This is a genomic window from Streptococcus sp. 27098_8_86 (genome assembly GCF_041432595.1).
Taxonomy (GTDB): Bacteria; Bacillota; Bacilli; order Lactobacillales; family Streptococcaceae; genus Streptococcus; species Streptococcus pneumoniae_F.
Genome location: NZ_JAPVZW010000004.1, coordinates 144391 through 165474, shown reverse-complemented (window position 1 = coordinate 165474; position 21084 = coordinate 144391). Strand labels below are relative to the sequence as shown.

At 36.6% G+C, this 21084-nt stretch carries 18 protein-coding genes and 1 pseudogene; all 19 read right to left on the bottom strand.

Annotation, left to right across the window (positions count from 1 at the left end):
• Positions 1 to 6: 6 nt before the first annotated feature.
• The 19 genes and pseudogenes from esaA to prfA all read right to left on the bottom strand — a co-directional run bounded on the left by esaA (position 7) and on the right by prfA (position 21082).
• Positions 7 to 3465, bottom strand: a complete 3459-nt coding sequence (gene esaA, locus O3616_RS05595; RefSeq protein ID WP_070842353.1) for a type VII secretion protein EsaA — start codon at positions 3463 to 3465, stop codon at positions 7 to 9.
• 65 nt (positions 3466 to 3530) lie between these two features.
• Positions 3531 to 3824, bottom strand: a complete 294-nt coding sequence (locus tag O3616_RS05590) for a WXG100 family type VII secretion target (protein WP_371638333.1) — start codon at positions 3822 to 3824, stop codon at positions 3531 to 3533.
• Positions 3825 to 4175: 351 nt separating this feature from the next.
• Positions 4176 to 5330 (bottom strand): annotated as a pseudogene (locus O3616_RS05585) (SAG1250 family conjugative relaxase); the annotation flags it as partial.
• Positions 5317 to 5682: a MobC family plasmid mobilization relaxosome protein gene (locus O3616_RS05580; RefSeq protein ID WP_070842351.1), complete on the bottom strand. Its 366-nt coding sequence runs from the start codon at positions 5680 to 5682 to the stop codon at positions 5317 to 5319. The pseudogene O3616_RS05585 and the gene O3616_RS05580, both read right to left, overlap by 14 nt.
• A 4-nt stretch (positions 5683 to 5686) precedes the next feature.
• Positions 5687 to 6043 (bottom strand): SAG1252 family conjugative relaxosome accessory protein, encoded by a 357-nt coding sequence (locus O3616_RS05575; protein WP_049540810.1) that lies wholly within the window; start codon positions 6041 to 6043, stop codon positions 5687 to 5689.
• A 381-nt stretch (positions 6044 to 6424) separates the two neighbouring features.
• The gene (locus O3616_RS05570) at positions 6425 to 9067 is read right to left on the bottom strand and encodes an AAA family ATPase (RefSeq protein ID WP_371638332.1); all 2643 of its coding nucleotides are present in this window, start codon (positions 9065 to 9067) and stop codon (positions 6425 to 6427) included.
• Complete coding sequence (locus tag O3616_RS05565) at positions 9064 to 9759, bottom strand: ABC-three component system middle component 1 (RefSeq protein ID WP_371638331.1); 696 nt, start codon at positions 9757 to 9759, stop codon at positions 9064 to 9066. Before O3616_RS05565 ends, O3616_RS05570 begins: the two co-directional genes overlap by 4 nt.
• A gap of 1 nt (position 9760) precedes the next feature.
• The gene (locus tag O3616_RS05560) at positions 9761 to 11170 is read right to left on the bottom strand and encodes an ABC-three component system protein (RefSeq protein ID WP_371638330.1); all 1410 of its coding nucleotides are present in this window, start codon (positions 11168 to 11170) and stop codon (positions 9761 to 9763) included.
• 63 nt (positions 11171 to 11233) lie between these two features.
• Positions 11234 to 11989, bottom strand: a complete 756-nt coding sequence (pezT, locus tag O3616_RS05555) for a type II toxin-antitoxin system toxin PezT (RefSeq protein WP_371638329.1) — start codon at positions 11987 to 11989, stop codon at positions 11234 to 11236.
• Positions 11989 to 12465, bottom strand: a complete 477-nt coding sequence (gene pezA / locus O3616_RS05550; protein ID WP_000579617.1) for a type II toxin-antitoxin system antitoxin PezA — start codon at positions 12463 to 12465, stop codon at positions 11989 to 11991. The genes pezT and pezA overlap by 1 nt, the downstream gene beginning before the upstream one ends.
• A 287-nt stretch (positions 12466 to 12752) precedes the next feature.
• Positions 12753 to 14114 carry a 23S rRNA (uracil(1939)-C(5))-methyltransferase RlmD gene (gene rlmD / locus O3616_RS05545; protein WP_371638328.1) on the bottom strand — a complete coding sequence of 454 codons (1362 nt, stop codon included), beginning with the start codon at positions 14112 to 14114 and terminating at the stop codon, positions 12753 to 12755.
• Positions 14115 to 14187: 73 nt separating this feature from the next.
• Positions 14188 to 15162, bottom strand: coding sequence for a DUF1002 domain-containing protein (locus tag O3616_RS05540; RefSeq protein ID WP_371638327.1), 975 nt, complete (start codon positions 15160 to 15162; stop codon positions 14188 to 14190).
• A gap of 73 nt (positions 15163 to 15235) precedes the next feature.
• The gene (pmp23, locus tag O3616_RS05535; RefSeq protein WP_004262415.1) at positions 15236 to 15850 is read right to left on the bottom strand and encodes a cell wall hydrolase Pmp23; all 615 of its coding nucleotides are present in this window, start codon (positions 15848 to 15850) and stop codon (positions 15236 to 15238) included.
• On the bottom strand, positions 15850 to 16824 hold the full coding sequence (locus tag O3616_RS05530; RefSeq protein WP_004262417.1) for a nucleoid-associated protein: 975 nt from the start codon (positions 16822 to 16824) through the stop codon (positions 15850 to 15852). Before O3616_RS05530 ends, pmp23 begins: the two co-directional genes overlap by 1 nt.
• Before the next feature lie 7 nt (positions 16825 to 16831).
• Complete coding sequence (gene glyA / locus O3616_RS05525) at positions 16832 to 18088, bottom strand: serine hydroxymethyltransferase (RefSeq protein WP_371638326.1); 1257 nt, start codon at positions 18086 to 18088, stop codon at positions 16832 to 16834.
• 59 nt (positions 18089 to 18147) lie between these two features.
• The gene (locus tag O3616_RS05520; protein ID WP_371638325.1) at positions 18148 to 18579 is read right to left on the bottom strand and encodes a GNAT family N-acetyltransferase; all 432 of its coding nucleotides are present in this window, start codon (positions 18577 to 18579) and stop codon (positions 18148 to 18150) included.
• Between the two features lies 1 nt (position 18580).
• Positions 18581 to 19183 carry an L-threonylcarbamoyladenylate synthase gene (locus O3616_RS05515; protein ID WP_371638324.1) on the bottom strand — a complete coding sequence of 201 codons (603 nt, stop codon included), beginning with the start codon at positions 19181 to 19183 and terminating at the stop codon, positions 18581 to 18583.
• The gene (gene prmC, locus O3616_RS05510) at positions 19167 to 20003 is read right to left on the bottom strand and encodes a peptide chain release factor N(5)-glutamine methyltransferase (RefSeq protein ID WP_371638323.1); all 837 of its coding nucleotides are present in this window, start codon (positions 20001 to 20003) and stop codon (positions 19167 to 19169) included. The genes O3616_RS05515 and prmC overlap by 17 nt, the downstream gene beginning before the upstream one ends.
• A complete protein-coding gene (gene prfA / locus O3616_RS05505) occupies positions 20003 to 21082 on the bottom strand; it encodes a peptide chain release factor 1 (protein ID WP_371638322.1) in 1080 nt (359 codons plus the stop codon). The genes prmC and prfA overlap by 1 nt, the downstream gene beginning before the upstream one ends.
• Between the last annotated feature and the right edge of the window lie 2 nt (positions 21083 to 21084).

Below are 21084 nucleotides of genomic sequence, written 5' to 3'. Positions count from 1 at the left end.
CCTTGATTATTTCTTTCTTGTAAAGAGATTGAGACTAACTCCGATTCCTACAAATAATAAGAGTAGAAGAATCGTTACAATGCTTAAGCTACCACCGACCAAGAGATAACTAAAGCCGTTTTCAATATTTTGTAACGGAGATAGTCGATATAAGAAATTAAGGAAACTTCCTGATTGAGTTGCCACTCCCAAAATAGGAGTTAGTAGGAGATAAAAACCTAAGAGAGATGCCGATACAATATAAGTCGGATACGGAGCTTTTTTCAAGCCGTAAGATAGCGTCAAAATCAAGCTTGCCATTAACATAAAGCTATAAATGAACCACAATAATCCATTAGCTGCTGTTGCTACTCCTATTGTAACTCCTGAAAACAAAATCGAACCAACAGTAGCTGTTATGATTGTCGGTAAGAAACTTTGAAGTTTCAAGTCCCACTTTTTCGTTGTCAAAAGATCAGTTTCTTCCCTTCCCTGTCTATCTTTAACAAAGCGTCCAATCGTCATAGCTATCACAAAAGAAATAACCGATAACAACAAGGTCATATAATAGGGGATGATGGAAATGTGACTAGCTGCCTGTATCTTACCTTCTGTGACTTTTGTAGTAATTGGATCGGATAAGAAATTAAACACTTGCTTGTTATCAGCACCTCCACTTTTCGCATTGGCAAGCACCTTTCCAAACTGTTCTGCATAAGAGGTATTTTTCTCAACTGTACCACTTGTTTCCTTCACACTCTGATTCAGACTGGAAAGGACACCATCTGCAGACTTTTGAACCGACTCTGTTGTCTCGTTTAACTGTTGGATTTGTGGTGAGATATCTCGTACCTGAGCAGCTCCATCAGCTGTAGTTTGTGCAGCTTTTTTAGAACTATCTCGTAAGCTATCGTATTGAGACAAAAGTGACTTCACTTCTTCTTCCAGCTTAGAGGTATCCATCTTATCTGGTTGTGGATTTTGATCATTGACAACTGATTCATAAGCAAGTTTCTCAGAATCTTTCCACTGATTATGAGCCTCATCTAAGACCTTCTGCATCTCCCCATACCAGGTATTTAAGGCAGAAGCTTGCTTAACAAGCAAATCTGAGTCTGGGAGAGACTGATACACTTGACGAAGGGTGTCTTTTTTAGGATTCTCTTTTTCACCTAGAATATCTGTCACATCCTTTAATTGCTGATCTACCTGTTTGTATAAATTATCTCCTGTAAGCCGATACTTCGTAACTAAAACATCCGATATTTTTGAAGCCTGTTCGTCGTCAGTTAGATTATTGTAGAGACTATATACAGAATCTGGACTAGCCTTTTGTACGAGAGTACCACTTGATAGCGTGCCTGCAAATTGATTGATATCTAAACTTGCCCCTGGTGATGCAAATAGAGTAACGATTTGTTGGGCAGTAAGGTCTAAGTTTTGGAAGTTTTTCAGAATCGCAGGTAAATCCTCAGCCAAAGTGTCATACTTACCATTAAAGACAGATAACTGAGCACTAGCTTGAACTGAACTTCCATCTGTCCAACTATAACCTACTTGGTTATAGGAATTCTTTTTCACATCATCAGATAAATTCCACTTTATCTGACCACTAATCGTGACACTCACCTTTTTAGGAAGTGTCGCATAGCTTGGTTGACTGACTTTTGGTGAAGTAGTTGGCGTTGATGCCGCACTTTCACTTGTAGAAGTGGAATTTGTAGATGTTGCTGCATCACTTGCATCCGCATTTGAAGTACTTGATCCCCCTAAGTCCGAAGAGGCGACAGGAGTAGTTGATGCCGTTCTTTCATTGACAAATGTGACTTGAATTGTATTTCCTGATACTGCAGCTGTCACATGATAACCTGTATCTTTTAACTGTTGACGGATAGAAGCTTCAATTGAATCTTTCGTCACACCTTCCAGTTCAAGATTCCCCATCTTTGCACCATCGATGTTCAATTGGACTGTCTGACTACCAGTTGACGGGTCAAATTCTAGAGTTTGGTGAATGGGATAGGTCACTGGACTAGTAACAGTAGCCGCTGAGGACAGATACTTAAAGGTTGTATTTTGTCCTAAAGAGCCACCCAACTCGCTACTGTAGTTAGAGACAATTTTCAGTGCATTACGATAAGTTGTAGCCTCATCTGATGAGATCAATTTATCTTGCTCTAATTTAGCAATGAGAGCACTCAAATCTCCAGATGAAATCATCGGTAAGCGACTAGCAATTGCCTCAATATACTTCTTAGGGAGTTTGCTTCGATTTTCCGGCTTCGTCATTAAGTTCAAAATAGCCGAGCGAATATCTTTATCAGTAGCTGTCTGATCACTTAAATCCTTAGAGCCATAATAAGTCTCTGCAATGGTCTCCCTGAGTGCTCTAAGATCCGCTACTTCTTTTTCTAAAGAAGTAATTTTTGCCTCTAAGTTCCCCTTGACCTTACTTTGTGCAGTTTTATACTCCCCCGCCTTAGCTTTGAAATCTGCCATAAAGGAACCGGTTACCGTATTGGAAGACTGCAATTCTTTTAATTTAGCATTCCCGACAGTGTAAAGAGCATTATATAAGTCAGAATAATGCTTCTGATCATCTGTCCATTGTTTTTCCAAGGCAGCCTTATCTTTTTCAGATTGCACCTTATATTGGTCGGTTGACTTTTCAAGACGAGTATTAGCTTCTTTTGAAAAATTATTCACAGATTTTGTTGTAGACTCAAGGGCTTTCCAAGAAGCACCTAAAGAGTTGTTGTTCGATTCCATGCTGCTTGCGACTGATTTAACAAAAGCTTCTTGTTGGGTCTTAAAGAGTTCATTATCCGTCTTCAGACTATTTGCAATGGATTGAGTACTTCTAAATGAATCTGGTAGGGTCGAAAATGGAGCTTGAATATTTGAAATGATGAACGTATTTTGAGACAACTCTGTAGTTGCCATCTGATTCACATTCGTCTGTGCATCTGAAAGATTCCGAATGATGCTCGAAAAATACATCCGAAGCACCCGTTGATTAAATCCTTGTAAGACTGTATTAACTTGACTGTGGACAGCCTGATTAGCATGTTCGTTTTGCCCTTCGCGAATCTGGTAAGAAACAGTGGCTTTTTCTGGAGAAACACTCTCTAAGCTCAACAATTTCTCAGAAAAGTCTGACGGAAGAGTAATAACTGCATCAAACTGACCAGACTTCAATCCTGCTTCAGCCACGCTACGATTGGTTGTCTCCCAGTTATTCTCTGTATCCTGATTAATTAAAGTGACAAAATCCGAACCTAAATTATAATCAGTATTTTCAAACCTTGCACCTTTATCTTCATTCACAAGCGCATATTGAACCTTAGCAGTTTGCTTGTTCTCACTTGAATAGTGAAGGCTCTGATCCTTTAATGCGAAATAAACAAGAGAACCTGATAGCAAGGATACGCATGCTACTGCAGTTAAAATTTTTAAGTATCGTTTTTCTTTATGAGGACTATTCATTATTCCCTTTTCCACTTATAACTAGCAAAAAATGACGCCCCTTTAGAAGCGCCATTCACCGATGATTAATTCAAGCCAAATGAAGTTGCATCCTGACGGTCACGCTCAGCAACAGTATCTGCATATTGATTCAATTGTGCATGGATACTTTCAAGAAGTTGTTCCATTTGAGTTACGTTTACTGATAATTGTTGAAATTGTTCCAAGTAAGATTGGAAAGCCGCACCTTGCCATTGTCCTTGAAGACGACCATTTGCGCTTGAAACTTTGTTAATAGCATCTTTCAATTGTTCAGAAGCATTTGTATAAGTTTGTGCTTCAGACTTTAACTGTTCTGGGGTCAACGAAATTGCTGGCATATCATTATTCTCCTTTTTTGACTTGGTTATCTTCTCGATAACCTTATAGTCAATATTATATCACAAACTCGTCAGATTGCAAGTGTTTTTTAGAATTTTGATTCAACTTTATAAATCGATTGAATACTTCCCACTATTTGATGTGTACAATCAAGCATGTCAAATCTTTCAATATAAAAATACTAGGTTATAAAGCATTTCATTGTAGATTATTGTATCAATTACTGAACTCCTACTTCCATCGACCATGTTGGTGATATCAGAAAATCAAAAAAGGCTGAATATCAAGCCTTTTGTAAAGCCTGAAACGGTGGGCTTTATCATTTCTTCTCCAACAGTTCTACAACCTCAATCTACCTCAAATTCATGAACAGTATCTCTATTTCTCCTGAACTCTTGATAGGACTCCCAAAACTTCTCCTCGTTTGGGAGTTCTTTTTCTTTGGAGAATCTCTCTTCTTGATAAACTTGAACTAAATCCTGAACTTCTGGAGCTTTCAAATCTTTTCTCTTCTCAAAATAATCTTTGAAAAACTCTACATCATATAAGTTTTTCTTGTCTAGTTCTGTCTCTTTCACTTCTATTCCTGCAAATTGGAAATAAACATGCTTTTGCTTAGGATTGACATTTAATCCAAATAGTTTTGCTTTTTTTACCAGATTTTCTAAGTTATCAACCTTAGGTAAAAGAAATTCCATAAGCTCTTCCATTTTCCTTTTGGCAAAGTAATTCTTGAAAAATTCTTCTGTGTAAGCTTGCTTGCGATTGAGTTTATTACCACGCACCACTTGTCTCATAGTTGAGTCCGTCATAAAAAAGGTGGCATGCTTGTGACTGAAATCCATCTTCACATGTAGTAATGGAGCGTTATTTTTGAAATCCTCAAAATCGGTAGAATTTTCCATCAAAAAATAGAGTCGTTGCTTAAGTTCATACTTGTGATTGGTCTTACGATAAACTTTATACTGTTGGTAAGAATAGCGATTATCGATAATTTTTGCACCTGCAATTTTAGAAAATCTATCTGAAATCATGCGAAGATTTCGTTCGACTTTATAATTCCAGTTTAGTTTTTTGTCCGAATTGTTATCAATCGAATTAACAATGATATGATTATGGAGGTGATTTTTATCAACGTGAGTCGCAACGATAAAACGAAATTTGCCACCGGTTAACTCTTTCATTGTCTCATAGCCGATCTGATTGATTTGTTCAGGAGTGAGATGATCCTCTGGAGAAAAAGACTGAATGATATGATGGGCATGAATTTTTCGTTGCTTTTCCTCTAACCTAGCATGCCGAAAATTATAAAGCGTATCATTTCTGATAAAAATTTCATGATACATCTGCACCATCTCATCATAGCTAGGAAAATCCAGAAAATTTCTCATGCCATAGTCCGATACCAATGCAAGATTCTTGGTCTTATCAGGATTAAGAATATACTTGATAATTTTTCTGCGATAACTCTTTCCGTGAATGGCAAAATGCTTAGTGATGACCATAAAACTCCCTCAACTTTTTTGCTTGAACACTAAACTCTTTCTCTACCTCACTTATCAAGTCATCGATTCCCTTTTTCAAGTCTTGCAATTCTTCACTTGAAATCAACTGAGATTGATTGACACTTCGGGCAATCTGGTTAATATTGTTGCCAATCCTCTTCAACTCAAACACCAAATCTTGATAAGCAGTTGTATCAATGGTGATGAAATTCATACCAGGGTCAAGTAGGGTTCGTCGAGCATACTCTGAAAAAGATTGACAACCGCTTTGGTCGATACAATGTTTCAACTGACTCAATTCGCTATCAGAAAGGAAAACTTTCTTTAGATTGGTTCGGTAACGATTTTCCATGTGCCTACCTCATGTATTTTTTACGGAAGTCTTGACTAAGAGGAATTGAGTTCCCTATTTCTTGAATCAATTCCTGCACACAGGTTAAGAGAATGGATACATGTTCTTGGGTGACTTGATGTTCTGCCCTTGATAAGATTAAAATCTCATAAACATCACGACTGATTTGTTCCAGCTTTTGAGATTGCCAGAAGGTGAACCACTTTTCAGCAGTCATTTCTAACTCGTTCTCCAGTAACTTGTTTCTGGCAAATGAAGAAAAGTGTTCAAATCCTTTATTTTTCATCATTATGTCAATCATTTCTAATTCATTTGCGGTCAAATTAATCTCTTTGCGAATATCTCTGTATTGTTCTGACATACTACTTCCTCACTTTTATCTATTGTCGGATAATTCCCGACCCCGTGTCAGCCGCGGGAAACTTATAAAAACAAAATCTATCGTCTTGTAAGGCTTTGCGAGCTCAGATATTGTGTCCACAATATCCCAAAAATCATATCGCAGCCTATCAAAACCTTCTAGTTTTGACAGCCAACGATAAGATAACTTGGTGACTTCGCCCCCAAACCCCCATAGAAAAATCTTAACTAGATTTCTACATGCTTAGAAAAGTATAGCAGAGGATAATTGGAGAAGTTATCACAGAGAAATGAGAGAACGAAAAAAGAGAGTCTCGGCTCTCTGTGCTGTCTCTATGTATATTAGAACTTATTATTTTGGGTTCTACTCATCAAAATTATTCTATTCAACTAATATTATATCCTTTATGTTTTTTAAACTCACATTTGAAATTTCTGAATCTGAAAACAATTCAAATTTATACTTGATAAACATAGCACTACCATCACTATGTGTAGACATGATAATCTGGTATTCTGGCAAAGCATGCCTTAATAAGTCAATTAAAGCATATACATTCATTGAATCCATATCTTGAATAGGATCATCAATCGTCAGTAATTTAAAATCTTTCGAAATCTTAAATGTTGTATTTAATGCTAAAGTAAAAGCAAATGAGATAACGGCTATTTGCCCCGAACTTAGTTGATACATTACATCCTGCTCACTGTTGCTATTTGCTATGAACCTAATATTAGAATTATTTTGAGTAGTTAATAGAACTCCCATTCCCTGTTGATAATTTTGTAATATTTTTGCTGTGTAGATATAAAATGGAAGTTTCAATTTTTCAATCATTTGTACTTGATATTCTTTAATGTTATTATTTAATTTCTTGATACGTTGTTGAAGATAATTCACTGTTTTATCAATTATATGAAGGCGTTTATCAAGCAAATTCAATAATGTTAATTGTTGTATCTCAAACTGATTGATAATATAATCTCTTTTCTTACTTATGTCCTCTATAGTACATTTTTTAAATATTTTTTCATCAGATGCAAAATATCTATCAAATAAATTTTGTGGATCTGAACTTTTAGAAAAGTCAAATTCTATTTTTGAACTAATATCTTCTAAAAATATTGAAATTTTATCTCGATTCACTTGAAATTGATGCAGGCTAATCGGTAATCTTTGAAAATCCAATTGAAATGCTTTTATTTCATCATTGCGTAATACTGAATATTTTTCTAAAAGTCTTTCAAAATCAGCTTCTCTAGACTTAATTCTTATAAAAGAATTATAGACTTCTTTTGGCAATAATAATCTTTTCTGCAGTGAATCAGTTAATTCCTTTTTTAACCTTTCAAAATCTTCAATCATAACACTTGATTCAAATGGTATAGGAGAAATACTTGAAGTCTCTGATACTAGATTATTAAAAACATCAGGAAAATCATAACTACTTATTGAACGTATCTCCTTCAAAAAATCTTTTGGGAGAACAAAGAGTTTTTCTTGCTCAATTTCAATCTGACTTTTTATAGCCATTATCAACTGATGTAATTCTTGGACAAAATTTGCAATATCTACTTCAAGTGTGGATAAATTTTTTCGAAATTGCTGAGTAGTTTCTTCGTAAGCCATTAGTAGTTGCTCACTCTCAATCCAATCATAACCGCAAAATAAACATTTTGAATTATGTTCCTCATTATGTTCTTTTAGACGACTTCTTATTTCAAGTAATTTGTTAATCGAAGTTGTCCCTTCATTCAATTGTTTCTTTTTTATTACCCAATTTGTAAATTTCAGTTTAAACTGTTCAAACCATATCTTACCAAATTCCCATCCAGAAAAATTATTTAGAGAATTTTCTATTGCTTCTATATTAATTTCATCAATTTCCACCTCAAGTAAACGTGCTAAAATTGTGCCTTGTTCAAATAATTTGCTATCATCTTCCAGCGACTCTAGTCGTTCAATATAATTTTTTAACAAGAAATATGAATAATTTTTTTCGTTTGAAATTAGCCTTTGGTTTTGTCTAATAAAATCTATATTTTCTTGATCCTCGAAAATTTTTCTAAACATCAAGAACTCAATAAAATCACTATTTTCTCGCACCTCCCGCTCAAATAGTTCACTCTGTTGTCTCAACAAGTAATCCTTAGGAGAAAATGAAATTCGAAATTTTTGTAGCTTCTCAACTTCCTGCAGATAGCTATTCAAACTTACCTCTGATAATTCATCGTTAAAAACAATCACCTCTCTATTAAATGGGAAATCAATATCAGTCCTAAGTGATAGCCTAGAATAAGGGATTTTATTAGCAGTTGAAAGATTTTGAAATTTCTTTTTTTCAGTTTCTAAATCTTTTTTATTGGAGACTAAAGTTTTTTTCAACTCTTCTAGTTTATTTTTTCTACTCACATAAGATCCAATGTTTAATAAAAAATTTAACTGCTCTTTTCTATCTTTTTCCTTTTGTTTTAAATAATAAGCAGTTTCATCCTGTTGAATATAATGGAATAAATCAAATGTATCACACAAACTATAATCCTCTGACTCATATCCTAAAAACACAGCAATTTCTTTTTGAATATCCTTCTCATCCCAAGCATCTATAGTTTCAACATCTTCAATATCTGTAAACTCCTCTTCTGAGTTTAACTTCATGTTTCGTTTAAAATATGAGAATGAATGCTGAGGGACATTTTTACTGTCAGACATACTACTGCTTTTATAACGACTAGAGACAGTTAAAGTCTTACCTTCATTATTAACCAACATCAACTTAATCAGTGTATCGTCACTAGGATTGTTTTGAAAGTATGGTGAACTAAAACTACTTCTTCCATCAGTATACTCTGACTCTGTGATTCGACGTATTTTTCCAGTTAAGGATAATTCTATGGCATCAAAAATTGTAGTCTTTCCAAATCCATTTGGACCAACAAATAAGGTGACGTTATCTTGAAAGTTAATAACTTTGGTACCTTTTATATTTTTAAAGTTTTTTATCAATATCTTTTGAATTCTCATGGTAATAGTTCTCCTATTTGTAACAATTCAGAGACGTTTTCATCTTCAAGAGTAATATTTTTGAGAGAGGATGATAGCTCCTCATTTGAAACACCATCGTAGAACATCAATAATCTGTTATCCAATTTATCCATATTGTCATAATACTGTTTTTCTATACTTTGGTATATATCATCTCTCTCAGGGAGAGTGAAAAATGGTAATTTTACTCCAGTTTCCATTGCCATAAAATATGAATCACTAAAAAACATATTTTCTTCAAAATTATTAATATCAGATTCCAAGTAGCTATATAATACGTCATTAGTAGATTTATCTTGCAAATCTGATATCCCCTTTAGGGTATATAATAAAACAAACTTTCTAAAGTAATAATAGTCCTCTTCAATCAATAAAATTGATTTTTGAATTTTATCGTCTTCAAATGCTTCCTTCAAATTATCAACTTCTACCAAAATAAACAAAGAGGTATTTTTCTTTATATTCTCGTGCTCAGATATTTTTGACTGTCTTTCAAATTTATCTATTATTTGTGATGTTTTATCATTTTCAAAAAAATCATGCAACTCTTCTTGACTATATTGACTAACTATAAAATACTCAGATTTTAATTGATTAGTATATAAATTAAAATCTGTATCTACACAATCAAAATGATTATGTTTTAACAAATTTACAATGATGTTTTTCATACTACTCCTCTGAAATTCTTAACTCTCTTTCAAGAGCTGTATCAATTTTAATAAACTCCATATTAGCGTTAAAAATACTATTTTTTATACCAGTATCCCATTCTTCTTTATATCGAATATTCTCAGGTACATCTGATAATTCATCAATCCTCGAATCAATAGAAATATCATTTATTGATCTATTAATCAAAAAATCATGATTGAAAGTTGCTTTTAAAAACTCTGAATTATTTATAATTTCTTTAATTGTTTTAGCAATCTTGCCAGGTCTATTCTGGATATCTATCAAAGAAACTCTGTAACTTTTATCATTACTATCTAAATAATTATAACCTTCAAATGAAAAACTTTTAGTTTTTTCTAGTAACAGATAAAATATATTTTCTAAAGAAGTAATAGGAAATAACTCCAGAATATTTTCGTCTGATGTTTTATCAGGTAAAATCATCTTTACAAACTTATAAAATTCATCTTTAGGCATAGATAGTAATTTTTTTATTATCTTATCCATTTGAATGAAATCATCTTCACAGATATCATCTGCATAACCTTGGTGATACTGCTCCCAGCTATAAATTAACTTATTTTTTAATTCAAATATTTTATCTTTAGGGAATGCATTTTTAATAATTGCAATTATATCTTTAAAATATATTTCTGGATAAGCGGAATTATTATGAGATTTTCCTATACTGTGGTCTAATAAAGAGCTTACATATCTGAGATATACTTGATTAATGTGTGAATCGTTATCTTTCAACCGATTATTTTCTAGCTGTAAAATTTCTTGTATTTCAGCTAGACAGTAGTCTCTAATTGTGTCATGATTACCATCTTGAGAAAGTGGACAATAATAAATATCGTTTTTTTTATTGTATGGATATAGTTGAATACATGAATTATTATCAGTATATTTTTTTCTGCGACCGTCTTTCTTTAAATACTCATACCGAGGTAAATTGAAATCTGTTATTGCTACAATAACGTGTAAGTATCTTGAATCAGGACTAACTTCTACAGCTAGTATGTGTCCTTGCCCATCAAATTGATGGATTTGAAATCCTTCCTCATCAATTATTTCTTTCCAAATCTTTTGATTACTTCTCTTATCCTCAACCTCACAATATTTTCTTGTTTGTATCTTAAAAAGAGTTGAATATTGTTCCCTTGACGTACCATCTATGTATGCCTTTACTTGATGCCTAGATATAACTTTGTCGTTGTTATCAACAATATCAAAATCTTCAGCATTTTCATATCTAATCACATAATTCTCATAATTAGGCACCTGATCATCAATACATTTTTTCAATTGTCTTAACGCTACTAAAAATCCTACTTTCCCTTGATGGATATATCCACTCCAGCTAGGAGTAGCGTTTCTATTCTGTTCAACACTAGAGCTAGACAATTTTAACCTCCTGTTATTCTTTAAAAATTGATAAAATTTAACTCATATATTAAAAGTTCATGCTTACTTGTAACTTTTTAACTTCTTTTCTCCCACCTTCAACATCTCTTTCTCCACTTGATTCCATTCTCCAAATAGTAAGTCTTGAAGGAGAATTGCTGCTGATGTTGTATTTTCTTTTGAATCATATACGCAACTTCTATCTCGTTGGTAAATTTGAATTCTTTCAAAGATAGCCAGTTCTTCCAATTGTCGTGTATTATCAACTAGATGATTTACAATGAAATCATGATGTTCTTTTGGAGTTGCGCGTGCTTGATTTGGATTGACAGCGTACAGTTCTTCGTATCGGATAAGGGTGCTCAGATAGGACAGCTTAGGCTTTGTCGCAATCAAGGCTAATTGTACTTCATATCCCTTATTTTTCAAGAGTTGTGCCGTTTTCTTTGGAACATCAATTGTTCGTAAAGTTCCCTCGATCAAAAGATTGTATCCCAAATGACTCAATTCAGTTACTAAAGACTCTACCATTTTACCTGCAAAATCTTTGGTGTATTCAACGCTATCTTTGCCATATTCTTGCTGCAGTTCTAAATAGTGTGGATGTTGAGAGCGAAAACTATCGCCATCTATGATAACAATATTTCCTTGAAATTCTTTCTGTTTAATACGATGAATTGTAGTCTTACCGGCACCACTTTGCCCTCCAAGCAAAATCGCTATAGGTTGTTTACTGGACTTTTTTCCTCTTATCAGAGAACGAAGATTCCGTGCTAGAGCATGTTTGAATTCACTATCGGTATAATCTTGGATTCCCATTAGGCTACCATCCGTTTTTCAGATATCTCTAACATACGTTCAATTCCATCCAAATAGCCGCTATATCTCTCTATTTCATCAAAAGTTTCTACTAAATAGATATTCGTATGAATCAAGTCAGATAGATCATCACTCATTAAAATCCAAGGATTAGATTCATCATCAATGCTAATTCCCCGATTATCTTGATAACGATAGAGTCGAGATAATAGATTCGCACCTCTTTCTTTCACAATTTCAATTTTTAAAGTTAATTCATAATCTTCAACAGGATTGAGCATTTTATCTTCTCCTACAATATCGACATAAGATACATTAAACTTCTGGCAAATGATGTCTATTAGTTCCGTAGAAACTGAACTCGTTCCATTTTCATATCGACTCAGACTATTACGTGAAATACCTACAATCCGTGCAAATTCGGGTTGGGTTAAGTCATGTGTTTTACGTAAGGATTTTATGTTCTTTCCAATCATAGCAAACTCCTTTATTTTTATAATTCCATTATAGCATAAAAAAGCATAACGCACCAATTTTGGTGCGCTGCTTCTTATTATGGCTTCAAGCTATAATAAAAAGGAGAACAATTGAATATTGTTCTCTCCTTAGATAAATATTTATTGTTGTATTCATTTTTCCGATACGCAAACGATATCTACAAATACATTTACATCTATGTGCCTTTTTAGGATTTTTTTGATGTCAAAATTGCCTTTATCTACAAAGACAAAATGCTTGTGAAATAGCTTAAAATCAAGGATTTTCACCCTTTTTTTCTTTGTAGCAACACTACACACTCCACATGATGCGTTTGCGGAAATAAGTCAACCGGCTGGACTTTCTTCAACTCATATCCCAATTCTTGGTAGAGTTTGATATCACGCGCCATGGTCGCAACATTACAGGAAATATAGGCAATGCGTTCAGCACCTGTTTGGCTACTTGCATTGATAAAGCTTTCTGTGAGTCCTTTTCTTGGTGGATCCACTAGGATAAGGCTTGGTTGAATTCCATCTTTGAGCCAATTCTTCATAGCATTTTCAGCTGTATCACAGACATAGTGGGCGTTTGAAATATTGTTCAGTTGGGCATTCTTCTTGCTATTCTCAACTGCTTCTGGAATAACTTCAACACCATAAACTTCTTTGACATGTTTGGCAACAGAGAGGCCAATCGTTCCGATACCAGAATAGGCATCAATAACCACATCATCTTCTCTTAACTCTGCAAAGTCAATGGCTGTTTGATAGAGCTTTTCAGCCATTTCAGTATTGACCTGGTAAAAAGCTGGTCCAGCGATTTGGTAGTCATTTCCCAACATCTGGTCAGTGATAAAGTCTTGTCCATAAAAGGTGCGCCATTCCTTACCAAAAATCGCATTGGTGTTCTGGTCGTTGATATTTTGCATGACAGAAACAATCTCTGGGAACTGCTTGATTAGTTGTTCAATCAATTGCTCCACTCGGAAAATCTTCGGACGAGTTGTCACCAAAATGACCATGATTTGTCCTGAGTAGTGACCTCTACGTACCACAAGATTACGAATCAAGCCAGATTGTTCCTTTTCATCATAAGGTTTTAAATCATAACGACGGAGCAAGTCGCGTAGGGCTACTACTACCTCGTCAATCACAGGATCTTGGATAAAGAAATCTTCCAGTGGCATGAGGTCGTGAGAATTCTTACGGAAAAATCCAGTTTCTAAGACACCATTAACACGACGAACAGGAACCTGCGCCTTATTTCGATACTTGACTGGATTTTCCATACCCAAAGTTTCAGCAACTTCTGCATCTGCAATTCCAGCAATCTTGTATAGACTGTCTTTGACTTGCTTGGTTTTAAACTTGAGCTGTTCTGGATAAGCAAGATGACCTAAATCAGCGATACCTGAACGCAGGTAAGCCAAATCTAGATCTTGATTACGGTGTGGAGATTGCGTAAGGTATTCTTCAACCTTCCCAAAGCCAATCTTTTTATTGACCTTGAGGACACGCATAAGAATTTTTTCACTCGGTAAAGCATTCTCTACAAAAAATACCAACCCATCCACCTTGGCAACTCCTGCGCCTTCATGGGTCAAATCAACAATTTCAACTTCTACAATATCATTTTTCTTTAACATTTTCTTCTCTTTCTATTGACCGACAAAAAAGACGGCAACGTTACGGTTACCATCTATTATACCATGATTTTTCTTAAGAACCAAAACTCTTGAAGAAGTTGACAATGGCTTGCCAGAGGGAGCTTAGGAAATTGCCGCCGTCCTCTAGCGCCTTATCAGCATCAAAGTTAAGATTGATATTTTTAAAACTGTCGCCAGCTTGTGAAACAATACTTTGTTTAAGGTCATTCAGGGTTTTAGTGAAGTCTGCATTGCTGAGGATATCACTCTTCGATAGATTCAAAGCAAAATTGATAATGATATTGATTTGGTTTCCTGTTATAACCTGATCCAGTTTATAATTTTTTAAGGTATCTTCAACGATTTTACGGACATCTTCCTCCGTCAGATTTCCCTTGCTTTCTTTAGCTTTGGCGAGTCCTGACTTGATATCAGCTAGGGCAACGTTTAATTTATTAGCATCATAGCCTGACTTGTCCTTGTTTTCAGCATTGATATCTGACAAAGCCTTCAACTCTTCTTGAGCCAACTCTTTGTTGGCTTGTGGCACCTTGGCTCCATTAGCTTCAAGTGAATAGTAAATCCCTGCTAAGGCACTCTCACCTGTAACTGGAATGGGTGCTGCTACAGTGATTTTGGCGTGTTCCACACCCAAAGTTACGGCCGCATTGCGGTACATATCCTGCGTCACCTTAGTGATGTTTTCTGGTGTTTCAATCTTAACCTCAAGTGGCGACTTGTCACCGAGCTTTTGGATCTTGGCTGATGAATACAACTGTAAACTAGAGTCATTGGCCACATTCATGATTTTAGAATAGACATCAGGTGTCATAGTCTTGAGTTCTTTTGTGTCAGATGAGGCATTGTAGCCTAATTTTTTTAAAGTTTGATTTTTTTGGTCTTCAGACAATGAAGAACCTAGGACATATTCAGGTTGGACATAGGTTTCATCGATAACTTTTTGAACATCTGTTGCTGCATGGACGCTATTCATAGCTGTTACTGCCCACAAGACCGCAGCACTAGTCAGAAAGAGTTTCTTTCTCATAGGGAATTTCCTCCTTTACCTTTCTAGAGTAATATATCTATCTTAAAGAAAACTTATAACAAAAACATCTGGGCTAGCCAGATGTCGAAAAGAGAGTGAAACATTTGATGATGTAAAGGTTGAGTTGCACCTGTCTAGAATAATAATAGTTTCCTCCATTTACATAGAGTTCGGCTCCATGAAAAATGGAAATGGGATGAACATAACTATAAGTCTTTCCAGTGGTATTGCCAAGCAAGGGAGCAACAGTATCACGAGAGTACTGTTTGGCCAGTGCTAGGGTGTTTTCCTTACCATTTTGGGCAATAAAATCGATATAAGCAGGTCCAAAATTATAGGCTTGGACAGCTGTCCAAACATCTACCCCCTTCTTCTGGGCCAGATAAAGATTATCTGTCAGAGTTTGAATGCCTTGCCGAATGCTAGAGGCATTATCATTGATAGTGTTGGTGGAACCACTTGCAGATTCACTAGACTGCATAACATCGCCTTCTTTTCCTTTTGTTTCAGTATAAATCATAGCGAGCACAAGCTCTTCGTTTGCTGGGGTGTCTTTTTCACTCAAGATTTCTCGCACCATGGGTTGATAGGTCATGACTTGCTTGACATCCTGGTGGACGCGGTAAGCTTTATAGCCCGCAAAAAGGAAGACTGCTAGTACAAGCACTCTTCGAATTCGTTTAAACATTATTTACTTTGGATATCCTCGATATTTTTGATTAAGATAGAGTAGGTTCCATTGTCGTTTTGGATAAACTCAACAGACTCGGCGTCTTGATAGACGTTATTGGGAACGATGAGCTCAATTCCATTTGACAAGGAGAGTTTTTGGTTTTCAAATTTCTTTAATTGGCGACTGGCATCAATTTCATCAAATTGAACAGGCTCTGGTACAGCTTCCTTGACTTGATCAATAAAGCTCAAACGAGCCGTCAGATTGTTGTCAAAAAGGTCGTTAGCCAATTTCTCAGGAGATAATTCATTGCTTTCTTCTAAGTTATTGAAAATCGCTGATTTGACCTTAGATTGAAATTGAAAATCATCTGTATTAAAAGATTCAGCAATCCTCTGAGCTGTTTTTTCCAGTTCTTTGATAGATTTCTTAGGAGAAATCTTAGGAGCGACAGCAAGAAGATTATCTGAAAAATAGTTCAAAAAAGTCCCATTGTACTTGATTCGTTTTTCAATCAGATGGTACTTGCGACTCTGAAGATTGACCACCAAGGCCTCGTCAGCTCCTGTTCCAAATCCAGGCAGGTTATTCTGAGTTAGCTTGATTGGATTATCAACTTCTCCTCCGAGGTGGGTCAAGGTCTCCCGCAGAGCAATTCGCAAGAAAGCGAAATGTTCTACACCTTCTTTAGAAAATTGCACAAAAATCAAGTCATTGGTCTTGAGATTTTCTGAAATGCCGAACTCCTCTTTCCAGAGATTAGCCAGCGTTACTGATGTCTCCAACAAATCGTCTGTGATGTGATTGAAGAAGGGATTTTCTTCTTCGAAAATCCCAGTCTTAGCTTCATCTGAATATACACGTTCAATTTTTTTACGCAGATATTCTTCGATTTTTGGAGTAATATTGAGAAATTTATCCGCTAGGAACAGCTCGGTATCATCCGGACTGAACTGATGGATAATAGCTTTCTTAATATAAATGTCCATAAAAGTTTTAGTCCTCGTATAATGGGAAGGCATCTGTCAATTCTTTGACTGCACTTCTCACTTCTTCTAAGACAGCCTCATTTTCTGCATTTTTAAGGGTTTTAATGATGAGTTCAGCCACTTTGCGACTTTCTTCTTCACCAAATCCACGTGCAGTAATAGCTGCTGCTCCGATACGAATCCCACTTGTCTTGAATGGTGACAAGGTTTCGTAAGGGATTGAGTTTTTATTTAGGGTAATATTGACTTCATCCAGCAAGTTTTGAGCAACTTTTCCGTTTTCAACAACCTTAGTCACATCCACTAGGAAGAGGTGGTTTTCAGTCCCTCCAGAAATGATACGGAAATCAGGATCTTGCAAGAAGACATCTGCCATAGCCTTGCTATTCTTGATGACATTGGCAGCATATTCCTTGAAGGCTGGATCCAAAACTTCTTTGAAGGAAACAGCTTTAGCCGCCACAACGTGCTCCAAAGGACCACCCTGAATACCAGGGAAAATAGCTGAATTGATTTTCTTAGCTAAGTCTTCATCATTGGTCAAAATCAAACCACCACGAGGACCACGAAGGGTTTTGTGGGTCGTTGTTGTAGTGATATGAGCGTATGGTACTGGGCTTGGATGTAGACCAGCAGCAACCAAACCAGCGATGTGAGCCATATCTACCATGAGCTTCGCACCAACAGCATCCGCAATTTCACGGAATTTTGAAAAGTCGATAATTTGAGAATAGGCTGACGCACCAGCTACAATAAGTTTTGGTTTTACTTCTTGGGCTTGTTTCAAGATAGCATCAAAATCTAAGAGTTCCGTTTCAGGGTCAACACTGTAAGAAACAAAGTTGTAGGTTTGACCTGAGAAGCTAACTGGAGCTCCGTGGGTCAAGTGTCCACCTGCTGCCAAATCCATCCCCATAACGGTATCACCTGGCTCAATCAAGGCCATGTAAGCCGCACAGTTGGCTTGGCTTCCTGAGTGTGGTTGGACATTGGCAAATTTAGCACCGAAAATTTCTTTTGCACGTTCAATGGCAAGAGTCTCTACCACATCGACTACGTCTGTTCCACCATAATAACGGCGTCCTGGGTAGCCTTCGGCGTATTTATTCGTCAAGATAGACCCTTGAGCTGCCATAACAGCCTTGGAAACTACGTTTTCCGAAGCAATCAACTCAATATTGTTTTGTTGGCGTTCTTCTTCTTTGGCAATAGCATTCCAGAGATCAGCATCATATGCTTTAAAATCGTCTTTGTCAAAAATCATAGGTCTTCTCCTTTATAGTGTGACTGGTCCATTAGTTTGTTTTTCAATAAGAAAATAAACTAAAAGATGCGAATAAACCGTTTCTGCACTTTATCACAAGTATAACCAACTTTTTCATAAAATGCATGAGCTCCCAGACGATGATCAGCAGAGTTTAAGCGGATAAACCCATAACCACGTCTTTTTGCTTCTTGATCCAACCCTTGCAGTAAGCTTTTACCGATACCTTGCCCTTGTGCTTGAGGTGAAACCGCTAAGCCTAAGATATTAAATCCTGCTTTAGAATAAAGTGATTCATAGACCTCAGCGTGTACATATCCAAGCAAGGCATGACTAGCTTCATCCTCATAGCCAAGTAGGAAATGATGTTCATCTTGAGATAATCTAGTTAGTTGACTAGCTGTCTCCTCTGGACTAAAAGAATAACCCAAAGCCTCTTGGTTGATGTCACAAATGGCTTTCACATCAGTTTCTCTTAAATCTCTTAGCATCTCATTCCTCCTCAAAAGAAATCTCTGGCAATTTAGCAAGAATATCTTCTCGCTTAATGGCCCCTTGGCGTAAGATTTTCACCTTGTCTCCAGACAGATCCAAAATAGTTGAATCCTGTCCAGTTAGAAAAACATCGTCTTCCAGACCCAAAACCTCTTGGTCAAAATCCTTCAGAATCTGGCTAAAGGTCACTCCACTTGCCTGACCTGAGATATTGGCAGAAGGTCCAATCAAGGGACCCGTCTCTCGAATCAAATACAGTGTGATAGGGTGACTTGGCATCCGAAATCCAACAGTTGCAAGGCCAGAATTGACCCAATAAGGAACTCTGTCATTGGCTTCGAGAATAATGGTCAAGGGACCTGGTAAAAAGGTCTCGACAAGTTTTTGTAGATAAGCTGGCTGATTCTTTGAAAAGTGCAATATGTCCTCTAGAGAGGCGATATTTAGATTGAGCGCCTTATCTCTAGGACGACGTTTGAGTTGGTATACATGATCAACTGCTTTTTCGTCTAGAGCCTTGGCAAAAAGACCGTAAACTGTCTCAGTAGGCAGAACAACAGCCCCTCCCTTTTCTAATTCTTGTCTAATCTTGTTTATCATCAACGACAACCATCCTATCTTGACCAAACTGGTCCTTGAGTGTTCGTACTCGCTTTTCAGGAAGATGTTTCCTAAAAAGTTCAGGAACACTTTGACCTTGCTTGTATCCAATTTCAAGGTAAATCTTACCACCATCCTTGAGATAGTCCTTTGCATCTTCCGAAATTCTACGGTAAATAGCTAGGCCATCCTCATCTGCAAAGAGAGCTAGATGAGGTTCTGAATGCAAAACATTCAAGCCGACCTCTGACGCATCTTCACGAGAGATATAGGGTGGATTGGATACAATTATATCATATTTTTCAGAAATTTCTGCAAAACAATCAGATTTTTTAAAAAATATATTAAGTTTCTGATTTTTAGCATTATTGGATGCAAGGTCAAGCGCCTCTTGGGAAATATCTGTTGCTGTCACTGACCAATCTGGTCTAGCTTTTGCTAATGCAAGGGCAATGGCTCCACTTCCAGTCCCGATATCTAGGACCTTAAGATTTTCCTCATGATTTTCAGCCAAGATAAGCTCCACCAACTCCTCTGTCTCTGGACGAGGAATCAAAACCCGCTCATCAACTGTTAAATGCATTCCGAAGAAATCTGCATAACCAATAATGTACTGGGCTGGTTTATGAGCCGCTAACTGCTGGTAAATTTCCTCTACAAATAGTTTTTCTTCGTCGGTTACCTCTTGCTGGAGGGCGAAAACAAAGTCTGTAAAAGTGAGATTTTTCAGACTACGATAGACAAAAGAGAGGCTTTCAGCTTCCTCTCCTTGTCTTATCAACTCTTCTTCAAAATCTGAAAATAATTGAGCTAATTTCATTATTTGTTTAATTCTTCTAATTTTTGTGTTTGGTCATATAGAACCAAGGCATCCACAACTTCGTCCAATTTACCAGATAAAATGGTATCTAGTTTTTGAAGGGTTAAGCCGATACGGTGATCTGTGACACGGTTTTGTGGGAAGTTATAAGTACGAATCCGTTCTGAACGGTCGCCAGTACCGATTGTCGACTTACGCTCAGCGTCTTGTTCATCCTGAGCAATCTGAGCAAAGTGGTCAGCAACACGCGCACGAATGATTTTCATGGCCTTCTCACGGTTCTTCTGCTGGGTACGTTCTTCCTGCATCTCAACCTTGATATTGGTTGGCAAGTGAACGATACGAACGGCAGTCGCAACCTTATTGACGTTCTGTCCACCAGCACCAGAGGCGTGATAGATGTCAACACGAAGGTCTTTTGGATCAATATCGTATTCTACTTCTTCGACTTCAGGCATGACAAGAACTGTTGCTGTCGAAGTATGTACGCGACCTTGGCTTTCCGTCACAGGGACACGTTGTACACGATGAGCACCTGATTCGTACTTAAGCTTAGAGTAAACAGACTGACCTGAAACCATGGTAACGACTTCTTTGAAACCACCGACACCGTTCATAGAAGCTTCCATAACTTCAAAGCGCCAGCCTTGGGCTTCCGCATACTTTTGGTACATGGTTAGAAGGTCTCCGGCGAAAAGTGCCGCTTCGTCACCACCAGCAGCGCCACGGATTTCAAGGATGATATTCTTGTCATCGTTTGGATCTTTAGGAAGGAGCAAAATTTTGAGTTTTTCTTCGTATTCTTCTTTTTCAGCCTTGGCATCTTTGAGCTCTTGCTTGGCCATTTCTTCCAAATCCGCATCTCCTCCTGATTCCTTAATCATCTCTTCAGCATCAACGATGTTTTGAAGGACTTGTTTGTACTCACGGTAGGCTGTTACAGTATCACGACTAGAAGCCTCTTCTTTGGAAAGATCCATGAAACGCTTGGTGTCCGAAACCACATCTGGGTCACTCAGTAACTCTCCTAATTCTTCATAACGGTCTTCTACAGCTTGTAGTTGATCATAGATGTTCATTT